This is a genomic window from Vreelandella massiliensis (genome assembly GCF_900155385.1).
In the GTDB taxonomy this organism is placed as follows: Bacteria; Pseudomonadota; Gammaproteobacteria; order Pseudomonadales; family Halomonadaceae; genus Vreelandella; species Vreelandella massiliensis.
In genome coordinates this window covers 124,361-147,900 of record NZ_LT699744.1, presented here as the reverse complement: position 1 = coordinate 147,900, position 23,540 = coordinate 124,361, and the positions used below count along the sequence as shown (strand labels likewise).

The window sequence follows — 23,540 nt, the reverse complement described above, 5'->3', positions numbered from 1 at the left end:
CTCTATCCTTCACCCTCATCACCAGGAGCATTGATGCGCTACTCCGTTCCCCATCTTGCACAGAACGCCTGGCATGAAGAGCGCATTGAGGTCGAGAAAAGCCAGTTTATCGCCTGGGTGTGCCACACTCCCACCGTTGGCGCTTTCGAAACCCTGCTCGCCGCCGCCAAGCAGGCGCACCCCAATGCCAGCCACCACTGCAGCGCCTATATTGCCGGTGCGCCGGGCGAGCAAAACCGCATCGGCTTTGCCGACGACGGTGAGCCCGGCGGGACAGCCGGGCGCCCCATGTTCCAGGTCTTAAGCGGAAGCGGCATGGGCGAAATCGGCTGCGTCGTGATTCGCTATTTTGGCGGCACCAAACTGGGTACCGGCGGTTTAGCCCGCGCCTATGCGCAAGCCGTGAGCGCGGCGCTAGAAACGCTACCCACCCGCGAGATTGTCGAACGCGATGCTTACACCCTACGCCTGACATTCGCTCAAGAAGCCGATGCACGCGCCTGGTGTCGCGACAAAGCCCTTCCCGTTGATAAGGCCGAATACGACAGTGCCGGCGTCCAACTCACCATTGGATGGCCGAGGGATCGGGCGTTTGAGATTAGCGAGCTGGAAAATCGGCTCAAGGCGCCTATTACCGTTAGCCCAACGAAAAAAACGCGGCACGCTTGAAAGCGTGCCGCGTATCCTGGGGGTTACAACCGCTCCCTAACGAGCAGTGTTATTTCTAGGGGAGCCCTTAACCCTTAACCCAAGTACTTAATCATCACCCCGGCCGCCACAGCCGAGCCGATAACACCGGCGACGTTGGGACCCATCGCGTGCATTAACAAAAAGTTGTGCGGGTTAGCTTCAAGCCCCACTTTGTTAGCCACGCGGGCAGCCATCGGCACCGCCGATACCCCCGCCGCGCCAATCAACGGGTTGATCGGCATCTTGCTCATCGTGTTCATCAGCTTGGCCATCAGCACCCCAGCCGCGGTGCCGATACCAAAAGCCACCATGCCAAGCCCAAGAATACCGAGGGTCTCCACAGAGAGAAAGCTATCCGCCATCAATTTGGAGCCGACCGACAGCCCCAGAATGATGGTGACGATATTGATCAGCGCATTCTGCGCGGTATCCGATAAGCGCTCGACCACACCGCACTCGCGCATCAGATTACCAAAACAGAACATGCCCAAAAGCGGCGCCGCATCGGGGAGAAACAGCGCGACCAAGATCAGCAGCATCACCGGGAAAATGATTTTCTCAAGCTTTGAGACCGGACGCAGCTGCGTCATGGTGATCTCGCGCTCTTTCTGGCTGGTCAACAAGCGCATGATGGGCGGCTGAATCAGCGGCACCAGGGCCATGTAAGCGTACGCCGCCACCGCAATCGCGCCGAGAAGTTCCGGTGCCAGCACGCTGGAGACGTAAATTGAGGTGGGGCCATCCGCCCCGCCAATGATCCCGATCGCCGCCGCCTGATTGAGCGAAAAATCCATCACGCCCATGGAGGTGAGCGCCACGGCGCCAAACAGCGTGGCAAAGATACCAAACTGCGCCGCCGCTCCCAAGAACAAGGTCCGCGGGTTGGCCAGCAACGGGCCAAAATCGGTCATCGCCCCGACCCCCATGAAGATCAGCAGCGGTGCAATCGTGGAGCCGATCGCCACCGAGTAAAAGCTGTAGAGCATGCCGTTGCTATAGCCAAAACTCGCGGCCACGTCACGCGCCTCTCGCAGCGCCTCAACCGATGCATCTCCCCCGTCTACCACGCTTTTCAGCGCCACGCGCCAGCTCTCAATATCCGCCAGCGGGTCGAGCCCCACGCCAAGCGCCGCGGCGATCTGCTGCAACACCGCCGGCTTTGCCACCTCGATCGCCTGCTCAAGCGCGGGCAGCGCGAGTCCCGCTTCAGGAATATTGGCCAAAATCCCGCCAAAGCCGATGGGCACGAGCAAAAGCGGCTCGAACTTTTTGTAGATCGCCAGATAGAGCAATCCAAGCCCCACCCCGATCATCACCGCCTGGCCCAGCTCAAGGTTATAAAGCCCCGAGCCTTCCCATAACGTGATTAACTTATCCATAGCGTGAAAGCCCCTTAGAGTTCGATCAGCGTATCGCCAACGGCGACGCTGTCGCCCTCATTGACCTTCACCGCGGATACCGTGCCGCTACTTGCCGCCCGTACTTCGGTTTCCATCTTCATGGCCTCAAGAATAATCACCACGTCGCCTTCGGCAACCGTATCACCGGGTTTGACGTTGACCTTAAAGATATTGCCCGCCAGCGGCGCGGTAATTGCTTCGCCACTTGGCGCCGGGGCCGCCGCTTGCGGTGCGGCGGTGGCAGCGCTCGCCTGCTCCTGCACCTGGCCAATCTCGCCGCCTTCGGCGACTTCGACCACAAATGCCTTGCCGTTGAGTTTGACGGTGTAGGTTTCAGGGCCGCTCGCCGCAGCCGGCGCTTTCGGCTCCTGCTTCGCGGGCGCCTGGGCGGTAGCGTCCGGCGCCTGCGGTGCTGGCTCGAAGGCGTCCGGGTTATCACGATTTTTGAGGAATTTCAGGCCGATCTGCGGGAACAGCGCATAGGTCAGCACATCGTCCACTTCGCGCTCGCCCTCGGCCAAGCGGATATTTTCCGCCTTGGCTTTCTCTTTGAGTTCGCTTGCAAGCTTATCCATTTCGGGGCTTAGGTTATCCGCCGGCCGGCAGGTAATCGGCTCGCCGCCGTCGAGCACGCGCTTTTGCAGCTCGGCGTTGAACGGGGCCGGGGCCGCGCCATATTCGCCCTTGAGCAGCGCCTGCACTTCTTTGGAGATCGACTTATAGCGGCTACCCATCATCACGTTCATCACCGCTTGGGTGCCGACGATCTGCGAGGTGGGCGTGACCAGCGGGATAAAGCCCAGGTCTTCGCGCACACGCGGGATCTCATTGAGCACGTCGTCGAGCTTATCGCCGGCGCCCTGCTCTTTGAGCTGGCCTTCCATGTTGGTCAGCATGCCGCCCGGCACCTGCGCGGTCAGAATGCGCGAATCGATCCCCTTGAGCGAGCCTTCGAAGGCGGCGTACTTCTTGCGTACATCGCGGAAATACGCGGCGATGTCTTCCAGCAGTTCCAAGTCCAACCCGGTGTCGCGGTCGGTATCCTTGAGCATCGCCACCACCGACTCGGTGGGGCTGTGGCCGTAGGTCATCGACATCGACGAAATCGCTGTGTCGACGTTATCGATACCCGCTTCGACAGCCTTGAGAATCGTCGAGGTGGAAAGGCCGGTGGTCGCGTGGCACTGCATGTGGATCGGGATCGACAGCTCCTGCTTTAAGCGCGTCACCAGGTCAAAAGCCGTGTACGGCGTCAGAAGCCCCGCCATATCCTTGATCGCCAGCGAGTCGGCGCCCATATCGGCAATGGTTTTGGCCAAATCGACCCAGCTATCCAGGGTATGGACCGGGCTCACGGTGTAGGAGATCGTACCTTGGGCATGACCTTCAACGTCGCGCACGGCCTTAAGCGCACGCTCCAAATTGCGCGGATCGTTCATGGCATCAAAAACGCGGAATACGTCAACGCCATTGGTCTTGGCGCGCTCGACGAACTTATCCACCACGTCGTCGGCGTAGTGGCGATAACCCAGCAGATTTTGGCCGCGCAGCAGCATTTGCTGAGGCGTATTGGGCATCGCCTCTTTCAGCGCGCGGATGCGCTCCCACGGATCTTCGCCCAGGTAGCGAATACACGCATCAAAGGTGGCACCGCCCCAAGACTCCAAGGACCAAAAGCCCACTTTATCCAGCTTTTCGGCGATGGGCAGCATGTCATCAAGGCGCATCCGCGTCGCGAAGAGCGATTGATGAGCGTCACGCAGCACAACGTCGGTAATACCCAAAGGGCGCTTTGTCTCATTCATGACATTATCTCGTATTGATAAGTGAGTAGCGTAAGTGAGGAAAGTGGTATCGGTGTTTGAACGTGTCGTTAGTTTACGAACAAACCTAACGTTTTTTCGCGACCGCCTTAGTTAGTCGCGCCCTTTCTGGTGCCGGTAACGATGAACGGCCGCGCTAATGACGGCGAGCGTTTCATCATCTTGCAAGGCGGCGGATGGCGCCTGCTTAACGGGGGCTAATGGAGCAGGCGCGGGCTGAAAACGCCGCACGACGCTCGACATCAGGGTGACACTGATGACCAGAACGGTAAGAAAAACAAATACGAACCCCATGCCTAACGCCATCAAGGCAAGCCCTTCGTTCAATAGCTCAGCATTTTGCATTTGGTATTCTCCTAAATTCACGCCGAATCATGGCGTCTCATGTAGCAAACCCAGCGGCATTACCACGGTTGGCGCAATAAGGGTGGTACAATAAACTGCCACACTCAGAAAAGATTGCAATGGCGCCATAGTGGAAGTCAAAGTTGTTAATTTACTACAAAAGGGCAAAATCGGCCTTGCGCCGATGGAAGGCGTGATCGATGCGCTGACCCGTAACCTATTGACGCGAAAAGCAGGTTTTGATTGGACGGTGACCGAATTTGTCCGTGTAGTCGATGCCCGTTTGCCGCCGCGTGTGTTTTATAAACACTGCCCCGAACTACAAACACTCCTCGCCGCGACACCTAGCGGCGTACCCGTTCACCTACAGCTGCTCGGCTCTGACCCGCAAGCGCTGGCAGCCAATGCCCGTCAGGCACTCTCATTGGGCGCGCTGAGCATTGACCTCAATTTTGGCTGCCCCGCCAAGCTTGTCAACCGCCATGACGGCGGCGCATCGCTCTTACGCCGCCCTGAGCGGGTCTACGCGGCTGTCAAAGCCGTCTTTGACGCCGTGGGAGAGCAGATTCCGGTCACGGCAAAAATTCGCCTGGGCTTTTCCGATCGCCGCCTAGCGATTGCGTGCGCACAAGCGGCGGAGGCAGGCGGTGCCTGCCAGCTCGTGGTGCACGGACGCACGCGTGATGAGGGTTATCGACCACCGGCGCACTGGGAGTGGATCGGCAAAATTCGCCATCGGGTAAAAATTCCCGTGGTTGCAAACGGCGATATCTGGACGCTGGAGGATTATTGGAAGGCGCGCACGCTGTCGGGTTGTCGCGATGTCATGCTGGGCAGAAGCGCCCTCGCCGACCCCTGGCTTGCCCCGCGTATTCGCCACTGGCAGCGAACCGGTGCGCGTTTACCCGAGACCACCTGGCCCATGCGCGCTGGCGTCCTCAAAGAGTACGCCTGCCTTCAGCGCCAACACCTGCCGGAGCGCATCGTTACCTCGCTGGTCAAACAGTGGCTTGCCCAGATGCGCCAGGGTAACGCTGACGCCGAGCGCCACTTTCAGCGGGTAAAGCGCATCACCGACCTAACCACCCTCCTGGATGCGCTGGTGGTAGAGGCGCCCACCCATCGCGCCCCCGTGCACGAGCCAAAGATGTAACCTGACCCTCCACCCCTGGAGCAAAAAAAGCGCCCTACCGCAACGAACGGGGGCGCTATACACGATCGCAAGATCGGCGGCGAGCACTGCCGACCTAGCCAGGAAAACAGAACGATAGAGAGGCGAGAGCGCCTAGCAAACAGAAAACCCGCTCTCTTTGAGAGCGGGTTGGTAATCTGGCGCGCCCGGGAGGATTCGAACCTCCGACCACCTGATTCGTAGTCAGGTACTCTATCCAGCTGAGCTACGGGCGCAAAACAAAACTTCACTTTAAGCGTACTTGCTAGGTGGCGCGCCCGGGAGGATTCGAACCTCCGACCACCTGATTCGTAGTCAGGTACTCTATCCAGCTGAGCTACGGGCGCTTACCTTTTGCTATCTCAGTTAACGATTACGTTGCTGGGATAGCGTACCGGTTGGCGGAGAGAGAGGGATTCGAACCCTCGATAGGGCTATAAACCCTATACTCCCTTAGCAGGGGAGCGCCTTCAGCCACTCGGCCACCTCTCCTTAACGGCACGGCGCGAATATTACCGATTTAGCCTGACTCTGTCCAGCCTTGTGCCAAATTTTTTCGCGCTCGCGATAAAAAGCGGGCATGGCTTACGGCACCTAACCTTGTGTGCCATCGGCAAAAACCCGCTCTTTTGGTGCTTACTCGTCGTCACCTTCGGTACTGCGCTCACGCTGAATACGTTGATAAATCTCTTCACGGTGAACAGCAACATCCTTCGGCGCGTTAACGCCAATACGGACCTGATTGCCTTTTACTCCGAGCACGGTAACGGTAATTTCATCGCCGATCATCAGGGTTTCACCAACGCGGCGGGTTAAGATGAGCATGGCTGATCTCCTTCTCAGACGTTTTTTGTTGCAACGGGATGTGTCCGCCAAGGCGGCGCAACGCCATTATGCGCCATGACGCCGCTGTCACCAATGGTACGCGGCTATCTTCAACTTAACGCCCCGTTGAAAGAGAGCTCACCACCCCACGGCGGCGAGCTCTCTTATGTCGGACCTGCATACAGCGTAGAAGGTTTTACCCGTCTTACGTTAGCTAAATGGCGCTTTACTCGGATTCGATATCCGATTTATCCAAGCCAAACGCCTTGTGCAACGCTTGCACCGCCAACTCCATATGCTTTTCATCGATCACCACGGAAATCTTGATTTCCGAGGTCGATACCATACGGATGTTGACGTTTTCATCGGCCAGGACACGGAACATCTTCGACGCCACGCCCGCGTGCGAGCGCATCCCGACACCCACCAGCGATACCTTGGCGATGTTGTCGTCACCGCGCAGGTCGCCGCCGCCGAGGTCGGGGATCACCTGCTCTTCGAGAATTTTCTTGGTCGCTTTATAGTCGCCTTTGGCAACGGTAAAGGTGAAGTCAGTGTAGTCACCGGCAGGCGCTACGTTCTGCACGATCATATCGACTTCAATATTGGCATCGGCGATCGGCCCCAGAATGCGCGAGGCCACGCCCGGCACATCGGGGGTGTTCAACAGAGTCAGTTTGGCTTCGTTTTTGGTAAAGGCGATACCGGAAATCAGCGGTTCTTCCATGGAGTCCTCGTCTTCGTCTGAGTCTGCAACAATAAGGGTACCGGGGCCATCTTCAAAGCTTGAGAGCACCCGTAGCGGAACGTTGTACTTGCCGGCGAATTCCACCGCGCGGATCTGCAAGACTTTAGAACCTAAACTCGCCAGCTCCAGCATCTCTTCCACGGTGATCGACTCTAGGCGCTGCGCTCTGGAGCAGACGCGCGGGTCGGTGGTGTAAACGCCGTCAACATCGGTGTAAATTTGGCACTCATCGGCGTTCAGCGCCGCCGCGAGCGCAACGCCGGTGGTGTCGGAGCCGCCGCGGCCCAAGGTAGTGATATTGCCCTCGTCATCGACCCCCTGAAAGCCTGCCACCACGACAACCTTGCCCGCATCCAGATCCTCTTTCAGCTCATCGGTTTCGATGCGCTGGATGCGTGCCTTGGTGTAGGCGCTGTCGGTGTGAATACCCACTTGCGCCCCGGTGTGCGATGTAGCGGGAACGTCCAACTGCTGCAGCGCCATTGCCAGCAGCGAAATCGTCACCTGCTCACCGGTGGAGAGCAGCATGTCCATCTCGCGCGGATCAGGGTCGCTGTTGAGCGACGTGGCCATGTCGGTCAAGCGGTTGGTCTCGCCGCTCATCGCGGAGACCACGACCACCACTTGGTGGCCTTGGTCGCGGAACCCTTTGACCTTTTCCGCCACGGCCTTGATGCGCTCGACAGAGCCCACCGAGGTACCGCCGAACTTCTGTACGTATAGTGCCATATGCCGTTTTCCTATTACGTCGGGAATGGAGGGTGAAATGTAAAACCGTTCTTCTTAAAACTGTTGTTCTGAAAACTGCGGCTCTTAAAACCGTTACTCTTCAACTCTTAGTAGCCAACAGAAAGGCCGGCGACATCGTGCCACCGGCCTTTGCAATCAGGTGAGTTCGCCTTCCAACCAGGCAGGCACGCTCTTCAGTGCGCCGGGCAGCGCCTCCGGCTGACTACCGCCCGCCTGCGCCATGTCCGCGCGGCCGCCGCCCTTGCCGCCTACCTGTGAGGCGACATGGTTGACCAGCTCGCCCGCTTTCACGCGCCCAGTGAGGTCTTGGGTCACCCCCGCGATCAAGCTGACCTTGCCGGCGCCCTTATCGGCCACGCCGAGCACGATGACGCCGGAGCCGATTTTGTTTTTGAGCTGATCCATCACGCCGCGCAACTCCTTACCGGAGACGCCCTCTAGCTCCTTGGCGAGTAGCTTCACGCCGGCCACTTCTTGCGCCTGGCTGAGCATATCGCTGCCCGCCGCACTCGCCAGTTTGGCTTTCACCTGCTCAAGCTCTTTTTCCAGACGGCGGGTGCGCTCGACCAGCGATTCGACGCGCGACTCCACCTGCTCAGGCTTGGCTTTCAAACGCTCGCCGATACGCTGAACACGCGCCTCTTGCTCGCGGAAATAAGCCAATGCATTCTCACCGGTAATCGCCTCAATCCGCCTAACGCCTGCGGCGATACCGGCTTCGCTGACAATATGGCAGCAGCCGATGTCCCCGCTGCGCGCCACGTGCGTGCCGCCGCAAAGCTCAATGGAGAAATCATCCGCGCCAATGGTCAGCACGCGCACGCTATCGGCATACTTCGCCTCAAATAACGCCGCAGCCCCCTTGGCCTTAGCTTCATCGAGGGTCATCTGCTCGGTTATGGTGGGCGCGTTGGCGAGAATCTGTTCGTTCACCAGGCGTTCGACTTCATCCAGCTGCTCGGCGGTCATCGGCTCAAAATGGCTGAAGTCAAAGCGCAGCCGCTCGGCCGTCACCAGCGAGCCTTTCTGCTGAACGTGATCGCCCAGCACCATGCGCAGCGCCTTATGCAGCAAATGCGTCGCCGAGTGGTTACGCACGGTCGCACCGCGCAGCGTCGCATCCACTTGCGGGCGCACGCGGCCACCCACGTTGAGCACGCCCCCGACCATCACCCCTTGATGCAGGTGATGACCGCTCTGTTTTTGCGTATCCAAGACCTGAAAGCGACCGCCATCATCCAAATGCAAATATCCGGTATCGCCAACCTGGCCGCCGGACTCGCCGTAAAACGGCGTGCGGTCGAGCACGACAACGCCTTTTTGCCCGGCCTCTAACGCGGCAAGCGCATTGCCTTCGCTATCCACAATCGCGGTGACGCTGGCCTCATCTTCCAAGCGCTCGTAGCCGGTAAACGCCGTTTCGCCGTCGAGCTCGATCTTGGCGCTGTAGTCGGCGCCAAACTGGCTCGCCGCCCGGGCACGCTCGCGCTGCGCTTGTAGCTCACGCTGAAAACCGACTTCATCGAGGGTGACCTCGCGCTCACGGCACACATCGGCGGTCAGGTCATAGGGAAAGCCGTAGGTATCGTAGAGCTTGAAGACCGTCTCGCCTGGCAAGACGCTACCCTCAAGCTCCTCGAGCGCAGCGTTCAAAAGCCCCATGCCGTGATCGAGCGTACGGGCAAACTGCTCCTCCTCCTTGAGCAGCACGCGGGCGATCTGGTCACGCCCCTCGCGCAGTTCCGGATAGGCCTCGCCCATTTCCACATCGAGCGCACCCACCAGCGTATGAAAAAACGGCTCGGCGGCGCCTAGCTTATGGCCGTGGCGAATCGCGCGACGAATGATCCGGCGCAGTACATAGCCCCGCCCTTCGTTGGAGGGCAACACGCCATCGGCAATCAAAAACGCGCACGAACGGATATGGTCGGCAATCACGCGCAGCGACGGCGAGGTGGTATCGCTGTGGCCGGTGGCCTGGGCCGCCGCCTGGAGCAAGTTCTGGAACAGATCGATTTCGTAGTTGGAGTGAACGCCCTGCATCACGGCGGCGACACGCTCCAAACCCATACCGGTATCGATCGACGGCTTGGGCAGCGGATTCAGCGTTCCCTCGGCGTCGCGGTCGAACTGCATGAACACCAGGTTCCAAATCTCGATGTAGCGATCGCCATCCTCTTCGGGGCTTCCCGGCGGCCCGCCCCACACCTCGGGGCCGTGGTCAAAAAAGATCTCGGAGCTTGGCCCGCACGGTCCGGTATCGCCCATCTGCCAGAAGTTATCTTCATCAAGCTTGGAGAAGCGTTCGGGGTCGATACCGATCTCATCTTTCCAGATACGTTCGGCTTCGTCGTCGCTGATATGCACCGTCACCCAGAGCTTTTCTTTGGGCAGGCCGAGTGTTTCGGTCAGAAAGGTCCAGGCAAAGCGGATGGCATCACGCTTGAAGTAGTCGCCGAAGCTGAAATTGCCCAGCATTTCGAAGAAGGTGTGGTGGCGCGCGGTATAACCGACGTTGTCCAAATCGTTATGCTTGCCGCCGGCGCGCACGCAGCGCTGTGCCGAAGTAGCGCGCACATAGGGGCGCGGGTCACGGCCGAGAAAGACATCTTTAAACGGCACCATGCCCGCATTGGTAAAGAGCAGCGTCGGGTCGTTATCCGGTACCAGCGAGCTAGTCGGCACGATGGTGTGGCCGTGCTGGGCAAAATAGTCGAGAAAGGCTGTTCTGATTTCTGCGCTTTTCATAGGGTATCCGTAACAAGAGAGCGTGATGCCCCAGGGCGCTTTAGCCGCTACCCGCCGGGGTCGCAAAAGCGCCATTATAGCGCAGTTGTCAAACGACTAAAGCCGCAGTTAGTGGGATGTACGCGAAAAACGCCATATTGGGTGGCGTCAAAGCATGGAAAGCGCGTAGCGAATCTGGTCAAAATCAAAGCCGCGATTGGCCAGAAAGCGTTCGCGCTTGGCCCGCTCTTTGGGGCTATCACCGGGAGAAGAAAAGCGTCGGGAAAGGGTCTCGCCGGCGAGTTCAAACCAGTCGACGCCCTCTTGTGCCTCCACCTCGGCCAACGCGGCGGCGTAGGTGGCGGCGTCGATACCGCGCTGGCGCAGCTCGCTATCAATGCGCCGAACGCCCTGCCCGCGCAAAATACGCGCGCGGATAAAGCTTTGGGCAAAGCGTGCATCGGACTGCAGCCCCTGCTCGGCTAGGGCGTTCAAACAGGTGTCGATCTCTTCAGGCGACACCTGTTTATGCGCAAGGCGATCGGCTAGCTCAGCGCGCGAATACTCGCGCCGAGCCAGCAGGGTAATGGCGATATCGCGGGGTGAGCGCGCTTGCGGGTTGCGCTCACCGGGGCGTGAAGCGCCAAACGCCATGGTTACAGCAGCTCGTCGCTGCCTGACTCAAGCGGCGCTTGCTCAGCGGCTTTTTCAGCCGTGCCCTTCTTGCCATCCCCTTTGTCGCCCTCTTTATTCGGCTCGGGCTGCGCGAGAAGCTGCCCGCGGATTTGGCTCTCGATCTCTTCCATGGTCTCGGGGTTGTCTTCCAGGTACTGCGCGGCGTTGGCTTTGCCTTGGCCGATTTTTTTGCCTTTGTAGCTGTACCAGGCACCGGCTTTATCGACCAGATTGCACTGCACGCCGAGGTCAATAACCTCGCCGGCGTGATAAATCCCCTTACCGTAGAGAATCTGGAACTCAGCCTGTCTAAAGGGCGGTGCTACCTTGTTTTTCACCACTTTCACCCGGGTTTCATTGCCGGTGACTTCATCACCCGACTTCACCGAACCGGTGCGGCGGATATCCAAACGCACGCTGGAGTAGAATTTCAGCGCGTTACCGCCGGTCGTGGTTTCAGGGCTGCCGAACATCACCCCGATCTTCATGCGGATCTGGTTGATGAACACCACCAAGCAGTTGGCGTTTTTGATATTGCCGGTGATTTTACGCAGCGCCTGCGACATCAAACGCGCCTGCAGGCCCACGTGGGAGTCACCCATCTCACCCTCGATCTCAGCGCGCGGCGTGAGCGCGGCCACGGAGTCGATAATAATGACATCGACACCACCGGAGCGTACCAGCATGTCGGTAATCTCCAACGCTTGCTCGCCGGTATCGGGCTGCGAGACCAAAAGATCATCCAGGTTAACGCCCAGCTTTTCCGCGTAGCTCGGGTCCAGGGCGTGCTCGGCGTCGACAAAGGCGCACACCTTGCCCTGCTTTTGCGCCTCGGCAATAACCGAAAGCGTCAGCGTGGTTTTGCCCGAGGATTCCGGGCCGAATATCTCCACCACACGGCCAAAGGGCAAGCCCCCAATGCCCAGCGCGATATCCAGCCCCAGCGAGCCGGTGGACACCGAGGGCATCACCACGCGCGGGGTATCGCCCAGGCGCATCACGGTGCCTTTACCAAACTGACGATCGATCTGGCTAAGCGCGGCGTTTAGCGCCTTGGTGCGGTTTTCATCCTGAGCCATCTGGAGAGTCCTCATGAAAGCTGTTTACATAAACTGTATAGTTAGCCAGCAGTATGCCAAAGATTGGCTGATAAACAAATGCCCGGCGGCATTTTCTACGCTTTTCTTTTACTCGCGCTTATCCAGCGCCACGACCAGGCGCGCGATGCCTTGGCGCACCGCCTGCTCTCGCACGGCTTGGCGATCGCCGTAGAAGTGCAAGCACTCCGCCTGCTGCGCGTCCACGCTGCCCCAGGCAAGCCAGACGGTGCCGACCGGCTTTTCGTCGCTTCCCCCCTCGGGGCCGGCGACGCCACTCACCGCGATGGCCATATCCGCCCCGCTTTCGCGACAGGCTCCCGCTACCATCGCCTTGACGACCGCCTCACTGACCGCACCGTGGTGGCTGAGCATCTCCTCCGGCACGCCCAACAGGCGTGTTTTGGCCGCATTGGAGTAGGTGACATAGCCGGTCGTGAAGTAGGCCGAACTTCCCGGCACCGCCGTGATGGCACTGGCGATCCCACCGCCGGTACACGACTCGGCGGCACTCACTTCCACTTGGTGGGTGGTGCATAATTTGCCGAGGCGTTGCGCCAGCAGGGTTAAATCCAGGTTTTTTAGACTCTCAACGCTTGCTGCCATGGTCTCTCCTTCATGTCGATCATCACTTCAGCGTAGAATAGCGGGTTTCACCCGACGATTTCACATACTCGACGAACACGCGCATTTTCAGGACGCTCATGGCCACCAGCACACCGGCGCATACGCCGATGATCGCACAGTATTTAAAGATCAAGCGCGAACACCCCGAGGTATTGCTGTTTTACCGCATGGGGGATTTTTATGAGTTATTTTTCGACGACGCCAAGCGTGCCGCCGCGCTTTTGGATATCACTCTCACCCAGCGCGGCCAATCGGGCGGCAAGCCCATTCCCATGGCAGGGGTTCCCTACCACAGCGCTGAAGGGTATCTCGCGCGCCTGGTCAGCGCCGGCGAATCCGTGGCCATCTGCGAGCAAATAGGCGACCCCGCCACCAGCAAAGGCCCCGTCGACCGCCAAGTGGTGCGCATCGTCACCCCGGGGACGCTGCACGACGAAGCGTTGCTTGATGCGCGCCGCGACAACGTACTCGCGTCGATCGCCCCGGGAAGCGAGCGCTGGGGGCTTGCCTGGCTGGAACTCTCCAGCGGGCGCTTTAGCGTACTGGAAGTGGAAAACGAAGAGGAGATGCTTGCCGAGCTCACCCGCCTCTCCCCCGCGGAGTTGCTGGTGCCGGAAAACCTGGCGCTGCCCGAATCGCTTGCCCGCGAACGCGGCCTGCGCCGCCAAGGCGAGTGGCTTTATGACCTTGAAAGCGCCACGCGCAGCCTATGCGATCAATTCGAAGTGCAGGACCTGCGCGGGTTTGGTTGCGCCCACCTGAGTACCGCGCTGGTTGCTGCCGGCGTGCTGATTGATTACGCCCGCGACACTCAGCGCTCACGCCTGCCGCACGTCACCGCGATCGCTGTGGAGAATCGCGACGATAGCGTCGTGATCGACGCGGCCAGTCGGCGTAATTTAGAGATCGACACCAACTTGGGTGGCGGCCAGGAGAACACCCTCGCGAGCGTGCTGGATACCTGCACCACCGCCATGGGTTCGCGGCTGCTAAAGCGCTGGCTCAACCGCCCGCTGCGCCAGCGTGAGGTGGTACAAAAGCGCCAGGCGGGTGTGGCGCTCTTGACCCTCGATGCCACCTATATGGGCCTACGCGAGACCCTAAGCGCCGTCGGCGATGTGGAGCGGATTCTCGCCCGCGTGGCGCTCTACAGCGCCCGTCCACGGGATTTGGCCCGCCTGCGCGATGCGCTTGCCACTTTGCCCGAGCTCGAACGCGCGCTTAGCGCTATCGATACCGGCAGCGCGCTGGACAATTTGCGCCCGCATATCCGGCCTTATCCGGAGATCACCGACACCTTGCAGCGCGCATTGATGGAAAACCCGCCGGTCATCATTCGCGATGGCGGCGTGATTGCCGCTGGCTTCGACGCCGATCTCGATGAGCAGCGCGGCATGGCCGAAAACGCCGGCGATTACCTGGTTCAGCTCGAAACCCGCGAGCGTGAGCGCACCGGCCTTAGCCACTTAAAAGTCGGCTACAACCGCGTTCATGGCTACTTTATCGAGCTGCCCCGCGCCCAGGCCCAGCAGGCCCCCGCCGACTATATTCGTCGCCAGACGCTGAAAAATGCCGAGCGTTTCATCATCCCCGAGCTCAAAGAGTTCGAGGACAAGGCGCTGTCGGCCAAATCCCGGGCGCTGGCGCGGGAGAAGTGGCTCTACGACCGCCTACTGGAGGAGCTCAACGCCACGCTGCACGCGCTTCAGGGCACTTCACGCGCGCTTGCAGAGCTTGATGTGCTGTGCGCCTTCGCCGAACGCGCCGAAGCGCTCAACTGGGTGCGCCCCACGCTAAGCGAAGAGACCGGGCTTAACATCGACGCGGGGCGCCACCCGGTGGTCGAGCAGGTAAGCGAGACCCCGTTTGTGCCCAACGATGTCACGCTCACCCCCGAGCAGCACATGCTGATCATCACCGGCCCCAATATGGGGGGGAAATCCACCTACATGCGCCAGACGGCGCTGATCGCGCTACTCGCCCACAGCGGCTGCTTTGTGCCCGCTGACGCCGCCAAGATCGGCCCGGTGGACCGCATTTTTACCCGCATTGGCTCCTCGGATGATTTGGCCGGCGGGCGCTCCACCTTCATGGTCGAGATGACCGAAACCGCTAACATCCTGCACAATGCCACCGAGCACAGCTTGGTGCTGATGGATGAAATCGGCCGCGGCACCAGCACCTTTGACGGCCTCTCGCTTGCCTGGGCGAGCGCCGAGCATTTGGCCAACACGCAGGCGCTGACGCTCTTTGCCACGCACTACTTCGAGATGACCGCCCTGCCCGAGCAGGCCGAAGGCGTGGCCAACATTCACTTGACGGCGACCGAACACGGTGAGCGCATTGTGTTTATGCACCGCATCGAAGCCGGCCCCGCAAGCCAGAGCTATGGCCTACAGGTCGCGCAGCTCGCCGGTGTGCCCCCGCAGGTGATACAACGCGCCCGCGAAAAGCTCGTGGCGCTTGAGCAGCGCGATACCGAAGGCCCCGGGGCGGTCAAAAGCCATGAGGCGCCGCTGCAAAACGACCTCTTTGCCCAAGCGCCTCACCCCGTGGTGGAAGCGTTAGAGACGCTTAATGTCGATGACCTTTCACCGCGGCAAGCGCTGGAGCTTCTGTATCAGTGGCGCGCTCAAGTGTGAGGCCGAACCCGGCACGCGCTGTGCCAGGCTCACTTCGGCAGGCTCAGTGTGAACGGCAGAGGGCTGAGCACACGGAACTTGCCGCTAGGCGGTGGCGCCTCTAAAATGACGCCCAGCATTTAACTTATAAGCAACAATCAATCTATAACCATCCGTGATTAAAAACATTCGCCATTTAACCACGCCGGCCTCACCCGGCGTCGCAAGAGGGATACCGAGATGACCTTTGTCGTGACCGAGAACTGCATCCAATGCAAATACACCGACTGCGTGGAAGTTTGCCCGGTCGACTGCTTCTACGAGGGCCCTAACTTCCTGGTAATCCACCCGGATGAGTGCATCGACTGCGCGCTGTGCGAGCCCGAATGCCCCGCCGAGGCGATATTCTCCGAGGATGAACTGCCCGAGGGGCAAGAGCCCTTTGTCGAGATCAACGCCGAACTCGCAGAAGTATGGCCCAACATCGCCGAGAAGAAAGACCCGCTGCCGGACGCCGAAGAGTGGGATGGCAAGCCCGGCAAGCTGGAGAAGCTTGAGCGAGACGCGTAACGCTCAGCGACATAGGCGCCGTTGAGCCGCCTTTTTATCCAGCGCATGCCCCGAAGGCAGCGTAGCGGCAGGGTCGAAAAGCCAGGCGCCAATATCGGCGGCGGTCTGTTCACGCCGCGTGTAGCGGGTCAGCATATGATAGCCCTCGGGATAGAGCGCCATACGCCAGCGGCCCTCGTCGGCTGGCGGGAGCTTTTCGAGCAGATGACAGATGGCCTCGGGGGGAATGAGATCATCCTTCTCGCCGTAGAGCAGAAGCGCCGGCCCCTGCAGGGCGGGCGCGGCCTCAAGCGCGCGCTCCATCGCCACGCTCACCCCATGCAGGGCATCCACTCGAGCATGGTGTAATACCCTTGGGTCTTTTGCCAGCTGGCGGCGAATCTCCGGATCGTCGGTCGCCCTTATGCCTAGCGTCTCCACGATATCGCCGGAGAAACTGAGCCCGGGAAAGAGCCGTACGCCAAGCCAGAGCGCAAAGCGGCGATACCACGGCATGTCCGCAAGCCCCCAAACCGCCGGTGAAATCAGCACGCTCCCAGCAACATCAAGGGGGCCATCCTCCATGGCCAGTAGCACCACCGCTCCCCCCATGCTGTGGCCCGCCAGGTACAAGGGAGTATCGGGATGGCGCTCACGCAAGAGGCGCACCATCAAGCGCACATCCTTCACGAGCCGCTCGTGGCCAGGCCAGCGGCCACGGCTTGCGGTGTTGCCGAAACCACGCTGATCATGGGCATAGAGGGTGATGCCTTGGGGAGTGAGGCGGTTAGCGAGCCGCTCAAAGCTTCCGCCGTGATCGTTAAAGCCATGTACGCCCAGCACGATCGCCGCCGGCTGGCCACTTTCCTGCCGCGCCGACCAGCGATGCAAGGGCAGCGCGTAGCCGTCTTCGGCAATGACTCGGCCTGATGCCAGGCGCGCCGTCTCGCCGCCTACGTTCTCGTCACCCCTGTTCTTGTCACCCCTATCGGGTAGCGGCGGGCGAGCCGCGCCGCAAGCAGTCAGAAAAAGCATGCTCAGCAAAAGCACGGCAAGGCCGCAAGGGAGAAACCTGGCCGTCATAAAGCGGGGTAGCCAAGCGCTAGACGCAGGCATTCGGCCTGCTCAGCCACCCACTCCGGCTTGATCGGCCCCCAGTCGCGAATCACGTAGCGGCCGCTGTTGTGGCGCTCTCCTGGTTCGGGTTCGAATTCGCAGTGGATATCGAGCTCGGCCAGGGCATTCAGGGTATCCTGAGCGGTGCGCCGGGGCATGCCGGTAGCGGCCATAAGGGCAGGAACGTTGGCAATGCCACGCGCGATCAGATGGGCCACATAGAGGCGGCGGTAAAAGCTTGTTTTGGTCTTGCTCAGCGTCTTGGTCGGTTCTGCCTTACTCGATTCTGTTTTACTCGATGACATGGGGGCCAGCTCCGCTCCGTCGTGTCCGCTCAAGATGCCAGAGCCGCCTTCTGCTGGCCACCCTCGCTTGCGACTTACTCTTTTGATGTGAGCGGATAGGACGTTCGAAGAAAGTTTCAGGCATAAAAAAAGCGGCCCGTAGGCCGCCCGCTCCAAGCACTCCCTTTGATGCTCCCTGCATCAATACTTCCTAGGGTGCTGTCCCTGCCGGGGCCTACGTCACTGTATCGCCCGGCGCACCCTAACATCCCGTTGCATCCTGCTTGAAAGCGTCCTTGCCTCCCCTTGTCCTGAGCACATTGTGTCAGATTTACGCTTAGGCTCAAGGCGGCCCAAAACGCCAAAAGCGGACCGATCGGTCCGCTTTTGATGGAGGGTGGCTAATAAAAACAGTATGTTAGGTGAGCATCGGCGCCTTATTGCGCTTTTTCATACAGCGTTTAGCGCCAATATCGTCGGCTTTTGTAAGAGATCTCTTACAACAACTGAAGCTATCGCTTACATGCAGCGATGGGCAATGGCCTTATTGCCCCTTGATCGCCTTCAAACCAGGGTAGCTGACATCCCCGAGTTCCGCCTCGATCATCAGCAGACGGTTATATTTCGCCACGCGATCCGAGCGGCACAGCGACCCGGTCTTGATCTGGCCGGCGCAGGTGCCCACGGCGAGATCGGCGATGGTGGTGTCTTCGGTTTCGCCAGAGCGGTGCGAAATAACGGCGGTGAAACCGGCGTCCTGGGCCATTTTAATCGCCTCCAGGGTCTCGGAGAGCGAGCCAATCTGGTTGAACTTGATCAGAATGGAGTTGCCAATCTGCTCGTCGATCCCCCGCTTTAAGATCTTGGTGTTGGTGACGAACAAGTCATCGCCGACCAACTGCACCTTGTCGCCGAGCTTCTCGGTCAGCGCTTTCCAGCCGTCCCAGTCCGACTCATCCATACCGTCTTCGATGGAGACGATCGGGTACTCTGAGCAGAGGCCGGCGAGATAATCGGCAAAGCCTTTGGCGTCGTACTGCTTGCCTTCGCCGGCGAGGTCGTACTGACCGTCTTTATAGAACTCGGAAGAGGCACAATCCAGCGCCAGGGTGACATCGCCACCGAGCGTGTAGCCGGCATCGGCCACCGCCTGCTTGATCACCGCCAGTGCATCGGCGTTGGACGCAAGGTTAGGGGCAAAACCGCCCTCGTCGCCCACCGAGGTCGAAAGGCCTTTGGCGGCGAGGACTTTTTTCAGCGCGTGGAAAATTTCCGCGCCCATGCGCAGCCCTTCACGGAAGTTCGGCGCGCCCACCGGCTGCACCATGAACTCCTGAATATCGACGTTATTATCCGCGTGCTCGCCGCCATTGAGGATGTTCATCATCGGCACCGGCATGCTGTACTGACCCGGCTGGCCGTAGAGTTCGGCGATGTGAGCGTATAGCGGTACACCCTTGGCGTTAGCCGCGGCTTTGGCGGCGGCCAGGGAGACGGCGAGAATCGCGTTCGCGCCAAGATTGGCTTTGTTGCCGGTACCGTCGAGTGCGAGCATGGCGTTATCCAGGCCGCGCTGATCGCGCGCATCCATCCCCAGCAGCGCCTCGCGGATCTTGCCATTCACCGCGTCAACGGCCTTGAGCACGCCTTTACCTAAATAGCGGGATTTATCCCCATCGCGTAGCTCCAACGCTTCCCGCGAGCCGGTGGAGGCGCCGCTTGGCGCGCAGGCTTCGCCCATGGCACCGCTTTCCAGGCGAACGGTCGCCGAAACGGTCGGATTACCTCGGGAGTCCAGCACTTCCAAGGCGCGAATTTCAACAATTTTGGTCATAGCTGCGTCCTTTTTTATGGGCGAAAAGGGTCGATTGACGTTCAATGGCCCGCTTAGCGAATGGCAAGCGGGGCAAAACCTTTAACCAGCGCGTCCAACTGCGCCACCTGGGTCAAAAACGGCTCCAGCTGATCAAGCGGCAGCGCGCACGGGCCATCGCACTTGGCGCTGTCCGGGTCGGGGTGCGCTTCCAGAAACAACCCCGCCAGCCCCACCGCCACGCCGAAGCTCCGCTACCTGGGCGCGGCGACCACCGGCGCTATCGGCGCGCCCACCCGGGCGCTGAAGCGCGTGGGTCACGTCGAAAAACACCGGGAAGCCGGTCTCCTTCATATCGCCAAAGCCGAGCATATCCACAATCAGGTTGTTGTAACCAAAGCTTGCGCCGCGCTCGCAGAGCATCAGCCGATCATTACCCGCTTCCTGAAACTTGGTGAGGATATGGCGCATTTCGTGGGGGGCGAGAAACTGCGGCTTCTTGATATTGATCACCGCCCCCGTCTTGGCCATGGCCACCACCAGGTCGGTTTGGCGGGCGAGAAACGCCGGCAGCTGGATAATATCCGCCACCTCCGCCACTGCCGCTGCCTGCCAGGGTTCGTGGACATCGGTGATGATCGGCACGCCAAAGCGTGCTTTCACCTCGGCGAGTATCTCAAGCCCCTTTTCCAGCCCGGGGCCGCGAAACGAGTGGATAGAGCTGCGGTTGGCTTTATCGAAACTGGCCTTGAAGACGTAGGGGATCGAAAGCTTTTGGGTGACCTCGACGTAGGTCTCGGCGATTTCCAGGGCAAGCTCTTGGGATTCCAGTACGTTCATGCCGCCTAGCAGCATGAGGGGCAAAGAATTGCCGGCCTCTAGGCCGGCAAATGCGATATGACGTTCGGGGGCGGATGCGTTGATCGCCGACATCACACTCACTCCTGATGGGAGGACTGGGCGCGGGTGCGCGCCGTTTTGTGCTCAAAGGCGGCGTTGACGAAACCAGAGAAGAGCGGGTGGCCGTCACGCGGTGTGGAGGTAAACTCGGGGTGGAACTGGCACGCCACGTACCAAGGGTGATCGGCCAGCTCGACCACTTCCACCAGCGACTGATCGACGCTCTTGCCCGAAATGATCAAGCCCGCCTTTTCCAGCTCATCGACAAACTGGTTGTTAACCTCAAAGCGGTGGCGGTGGCGTTCGACGATTTCATCGCCGCCGTAGGCCTCGCGCGCTTTGGTGCCTTCGCGCAGATGGCAGACTTGGCCGCCCAGGCGCATGGTGCCGCCTAAATCGGACGCCGCGTCGCGTAGCTCAATCTTGCCTTCGGCATTGATCCACTCGGTGATTAGCCCCACCACCGGGTGCTGGGTATCGCGGGTAAACTCGGTGGAGTTCGCATCCGCCCAGCCGACGACGTTGCGCGCGTACTCAATCACCGCCACCTGCATCCCGAGACAGATCCCCAGGTAGGGCACTTTGTTTTCGCGGGCGAACTGCGCGGTCATGATCTTGCCTTCCACGCCGCGCTCGCCGAAACCGCCCGGCACCAGAATGGCGTCTTTGCCCGCCAAGCGCTCGGTCCCGTGGTGCTCGATATCCTCGGAGTCGATAAAGTCGATATTGACCTTGATGCGACCCTGAATACCGGCGTGAATCAACGCTTCGTTGAGCGACTTGTAAGCGTCCAGCAGCTCCATGTATTTGCCCACCATGGCGATGCTGACCGACTTGAGCGGGTTGAGCTTGGCATCGAGCACCTTGATCCACTCGGAAAGATCCGCCTCGCCCGCTTCCAAACGCAGCTTGTCGCAGACAATCTCGTCCAAGCCGTGCTCGTGGAGCATTAGCGGAATGCGATAGATAGTATCCGCATCCTGCAGCGGCACCACGGCGCGCTCTTCCACGTTGGTGAACAGCGCGATTTTACGCCGCTCGCTCTCTACGAGCTCGACTTCGCTGCGACAGATGAGAATATCCGGCTGAATACCGATCGAGCGCAGCTCTTTGACGCTGTGCTGGGTAGGCTTGGTCTTGGTCTCGCCCGCCGTCTTGATGTAGGGCACCAGCGTCAAGTGCATGTAAATCGCGCGGCTAGCGCCTAGTTCGCTTCTGATCTGGCGAATCGACTCCAAAAACGGCAGCGACTCGATATCGCCGACGGTGCCGCCAATCTCCACCAGCGCCACGTCGAAGCCTTCGCCACCCTCGTAGACACGCCGCTTGATCTCGTCGGTGATGTGCGGAATCACCTGCACGGTGCCGCCGAGGTAGTCGCCGCGGCGCTCTTTGCGCAGCACGTGCTCGTAGACGCGGCCGGTGGTGAAGTTGTTGCCCTGGGTCATTTTGGTACGAATAAAGCGCTCGTAGTGGCCCAGGTCAAGGTCGGTCTCGGCGCCATCTTCGGTGACGAACACCTCGCCATGCTGGAAGGGGCTCATGGTGCCCGGGTCGACGTTGATGTACGGGTCGAGCTTGAGCATGGTGACCTTAAGGCCGCGGGCCTCGAGAATCGCCGCCAGCGAGGCCGACGCGATGCCCTTGCCAAGGGAGGACACAACGCCGCCGGTCACGAAGATATATCGTGTCATGGAAAACCTGTCGAAACGTGATCAAAAGGCACGGCAGAATGCCACACCAGGATGGGAGGGCAGAATAGCAGAGTACGCCTAAAGGCTCAATTAGCGCTCAAGGACGTTTGGCGGCTTCCCCGGCGACAGAGCTAAGCGAGGGCGCTGTGAACCCATCCCTGGGCGCTACTTTTGGCATCCATGCCAAAAGACCCTCGCTACGCTCTATCCCCGGCGCCGCTTATGCGTAAGTGGCAAAACCCTTTAAACCCCCAGGTAATCCAGCATCCCCTCGGCGGCCTGGCGGCCTTCGTAGATCGCGGTGACCACCAGATCCGAGCCGCGCACCATATCGCCACCGGCAAAGATTTTCGCGTTGCTGGTCTGGAAGGCAAGCTCACCATGCTCCGGCGCTTTTACCCGATCGCGCTCGTCGACCTGGATATTGGCACTTTCAAACCACGGCGCGGGGCTGGCCTGAAAACCAAACGCCACCACCACCGCATCGGCCGGAATCACCTCCTCGGAGCCCGGTACCACTTCGGGGCGCTGGCGACCGTTTTCGTCCGGCTCGCCCAGGCGTGTGCGCACCACCTTGACGCCTTCGACCTTGCCTTCGCCGACCACGGCGACCGGCTGGCGGTTAAAGAGAAAATCAACCCCCTCCTCGCGGGCGTTGGCCACCTCGCGGCGCGAGCCCGGCATGTTCTCTTCGTCACGGCGATAGGCGCAGGTCACGCTCGCCGCCCCTTGACGGATCGAGGTGCGGTTACAGTCCATCGCGGTATCGCCACCGCCGAGCACCACGACGCGCTTACCTTCCATCGAAATATAATCGGCGGGGTCCTTCTCAAAGCCGAGGCAGCGGTTGACGTTGGCGATCAGGAAATCCAGCGCCTTGTAGACGCCCGGCAAGTCTTCGCCGGGGAAGCCGCCTTCCATGTACTTGTAGGTCCCCATCCCGAGGAAGACGGCATCGTACTCCTGCAGGATCGTGTCGAACTCGATATCGGTGCCGATCTCGGTGTTGAGACGAAACTCAACGCCCATCTCCTCAAAGACCGCCCGGCGACGCTCCATCACGCTCTTTTCGAGCTTGAACTCGGGGATACCAAAGGTCAGAAGACCGCCAATTTCCGGGTATTTATCAAACACCACGGGCTTGACGCCATTGCGGGCGAGAATATCAGCGCAGCCCAGCCCCGCAGGCCCCGCGCCGATGACCGCGACTTTTTTGTCGGTCCACACGACCTTGGACATATCCGGGCGCCAGCCCATGGCAAACGCCGTATCGGTAATGTACTTCTCCACCGAGCCGATGGTCACCGCGCCAAAGCCGTCGTTCAGGGTGCAGTCGCCTTCACACAGGCGGTCCTGCGGGCAGACGCGCCCGCACACCTCGGGCAGCGAGTTGGTCTTGTGCGAAAGCTCGGCGGCTTCGATGATATTGCCTTCCACCACCAGCTGCAGCCAGTTGGGGATATAGTTGTGTACCGGGCACTTCCACTCGCAGTACGGGTTACCGCAGTGCAGGCAGCGATGCGCCTGGCTCGCGGCTTCCGTGGGCTTATACGGCTCGTAGATTTCGGCGAACTCTTTGGCCCGCGAGCGCGCGTCTTTCTTTTTCGGGTCTTGGCGACCCACGTCGATAAACTGAAAGTCGTTATTTAAACGGTTAGGCATGTTGTCTCTCCTCTCGGCCGGCA

The 23,540-nt window shown here is 60.2% G+C and carries 18 protein-coding genes, 3 tRNA genes and 1 pseudogene; 4 read left to right on the top strand and 18 right to left on the bottom strand.

Annotated features, from left to right (window positions below; all coding sequences use genetic code 11):
• Nucleotides 1–33: 33 nt before the first annotated feature.
• A complete protein-coding gene (locus tag BQ9846_RS00660; RefSeq protein WP_075878702.1) occupies nt 34–669 on the top strand; it encodes an IMPACT family protein in 636 nt (211 codons plus the stop codon).
• A gap of 74 nt (nt 670–743) precedes the next feature.
• Here the strand turns inward: BQ9846_RS00660 and BQ9846_RS00655 are convergent, their stop codons facing one another.
• The 3 genes from BQ9846_RS00655 to BQ9846_RS00645 all read right to left on the bottom strand — a co-directional run bounded on the left by BQ9846_RS00655 (nt 744) and on the right by BQ9846_RS00645 (nt 4,258).
• The gene (locus BQ9846_RS00655) at nt 744–2,069 is read right to left on the bottom strand and encodes a sodium ion-translocating decarboxylase subunit beta (protein WP_075878701.1); all 1,326 of its coding nucleotides are present in this window, start codon (nt 2,067–2,069) and stop codon (nt 744–746) included.
• Nucleotides 2,070–2,083: 14 nt separating this feature from the next.
• Nucleotides 2,084–3,895 (bottom strand): sodium-extruding oxaloacetate decarboxylase subunit alpha, encoded by a 1,812-nt coding sequence (gene oadA / locus BQ9846_RS00650; RefSeq protein WP_075878700.1) that lies wholly within the window; start codon nt 3,893–3,895, stop codon nt 2,084–2,086.
• A 111-nt stretch (nt 3,896–4,006) separates the two neighbouring features.
• On the bottom strand, nt 4,007–4,258 hold the full coding sequence (locus BQ9846_RS00645; RefSeq protein WP_075878699.1) for an OadG family protein: 252 nt from the start codon (nt 4,256–4,258) through the stop codon (nt 4,007–4,009).
• 184 nt (nt 4,259–4,442) lie between these two features.
• Here BQ9846_RS00645 and BQ9846_RS00640 point away from each other — a divergent pair, with 184 nt between their 5' ends.
• Nucleotides 4,443–5,411, top strand: coding sequence for a tRNA dihydrouridine synthase (locus BQ9846_RS00640; protein WP_075879438.1), 969 nt, complete (start codon nt 4,443–4,445; stop codon nt 5,409–5,411).
• A 177-nt stretch (nt 5,412–5,588) separates the two neighbouring features.
• Here the strand turns inward: BQ9846_RS00640 and BQ9846_RS00635 are convergent.
• The 9 genes from BQ9846_RS00635 to BQ9846_RS00595 form a co-directional block, all read right to left on the bottom strand.
• Nucleotides 5,589–5,665 (bottom strand) — tRNA-Arg (locus BQ9846_RS00635).
• Nucleotides 5,666–5,699: 34 nt separating this feature from the next.
• A tRNA-Arg gene (locus BQ9846_RS00630) sits at nt 5,700–5,776 on the bottom strand.
• 52 nt (nt 5,777–5,828) lie between these two features.
• Nucleotides 5,829–5,921 (bottom strand) — tRNA-Ser (locus BQ9846_RS00625).
• A 144-nt stretch (nt 5,922–6,065) separates the two neighbouring features.
• Nucleotides 6,066–6,254: a carbon storage regulator CsrA gene (gene csrA / locus BQ9846_RS00620; RefSeq protein ID WP_075878698.1), complete on the bottom strand. Its 189-nt coding sequence runs from the start codon at nt 6,252–6,254 to the stop codon at nt 6,066–6,068.
• Between the two features lie 226 nt (nt 6,255–6,480).
• Entirely contained in the window at nt 6,481–7,731 is a 1,251-nt protein-coding gene (locus BQ9846_RS00615) for an aspartate kinase (protein WP_075878697.1), read from the bottom strand.
• A 156-nt stretch (nt 7,732–7,887) separates the two neighbouring features.
• Entirely contained in the window at nt 7,888–10,500 is a 2,613-nt protein-coding gene (gene alaS / locus BQ9846_RS00610) for an alanine--tRNA ligase (protein ID WP_075878696.1), read from the bottom strand.
• A 147-nt stretch (nt 10,501–10,647) separates the two neighbouring features.
• A complete protein-coding gene (locus BQ9846_RS00605; protein WP_075878695.1) occupies nt 10,648–11,133 on the bottom strand; it encodes a regulatory protein RecX in 486 nt (161 codons plus the stop codon).
• Between the two features lie 2 nt (nt 11,134–11,135).
• Nucleotides 11,136–12,233 carry a recombinase RecA gene (gene recA, locus BQ9846_RS00600; RefSeq protein WP_075878694.1) on the bottom strand — a complete coding sequence of 366 codons (1,098 nt, stop codon included), beginning with the start codon at nt 12,231–12,233 and terminating at the stop codon, nt 11,136–11,138.
• A 108-nt stretch (nt 12,234–12,341) separates the two neighbouring features.
• Nucleotides 12,342–12,857 (bottom strand): CinA family protein, encoded by a 516-nt coding sequence (locus BQ9846_RS00595; RefSeq protein ID WP_075878693.1) that lies wholly within the window; start codon nt 12,855–12,857, stop codon nt 12,342–12,344.
• Nucleotides 12,858–12,955: 98 nt separating this feature from the next.
• Between BQ9846_RS00595 and mutS the strand changes: the two genes are divergently transcribed.
• Together mutS and fdxA are read left to right on the top strand one after the other, a co-directional pair.
• Entirely contained in the window at nt 12,956–15,520 is a 2,565-nt protein-coding gene (gene mutS, locus BQ9846_RS00590) for a DNA mismatch repair protein MutS (RefSeq protein ID WP_075878692.1), read from the top strand.
• A gap of 219 nt (nt 15,521–15,739) precedes the next feature.
• Nucleotides 15,740–16,069: a ferredoxin FdxA gene (fdxA, locus tag BQ9846_RS00585; protein WP_075878691.1), complete on the top strand. Its 330-nt coding sequence runs from the start codon at nt 15,740–15,742 to the stop codon at nt 16,067–16,069.
• A 3-nt stretch (nt 16,070–16,072) separates the two neighbouring features.
• Here fdxA and BQ9846_RS00580 read toward each other — a convergent pair whose 3' ends face one another.
• The 6 genes and pseudogenes from BQ9846_RS00580 to BQ9846_RS00555 all read right to left on the bottom strand — a co-directional run bounded on the left by BQ9846_RS00580 (nt 16,073) and on the right by BQ9846_RS00555 (nt 23,517).
• Nucleotides 16,073–17,164, bottom strand: coding sequence for an alpha/beta hydrolase (locus BQ9846_RS00580; protein WP_144049358.1), 1,092 nt, complete (start codon nt 17,162–17,164; stop codon nt 16,073–16,075).
• Complete coding sequence (locus BQ9846_RS00575; protein ID WP_075878689.1) at nt 17,128–17,469, bottom strand: winged helix-turn-helix domain-containing protein; 342 nt, start codon at nt 17,467–17,469, stop codon at nt 17,128–17,130. The genes BQ9846_RS00580 and BQ9846_RS00575 overlap by 37 nt, the downstream gene beginning before the upstream one ends.
• A 523-nt stretch (nt 17,470–17,992) precedes the next feature.
• A complete protein-coding gene (gene eno, locus BQ9846_RS00570; RefSeq protein WP_075878688.1) occupies nt 17,993–19,282 on the bottom strand; it encodes a phosphopyruvate hydratase in 1,290 nt (429 codons plus the stop codon).
• Between the two features lie 53 nt (nt 19,283–19,335).
• A pseudogene (kdsA, locus tag BQ9846_RS00565) lies at nt 19,336–20,194 on the bottom strand (3-deoxy-8-phosphooctulonate synthase).
• Between the two features lie 5 nt (nt 20,195–20,199).
• Nucleotides 20,200–21,855, bottom strand: a complete 1,656-nt coding sequence (locus BQ9846_RS00560) for a CTP synthase (RefSeq protein WP_075878687.1) — start codon at nt 21,853–21,855, stop codon at nt 20,200–20,202.
• Between the two features lie 243 nt (nt 21,856–22,098).
• Entirely contained in the window at nt 22,099–23,517 is a 1,419-nt protein-coding gene (locus BQ9846_RS00555) for an FAD-dependent oxidoreductase (protein WP_075878686.1), read from the bottom strand.
• Between the last annotated feature and the right edge of the window lie 23 nt (nt 23,518–23,540).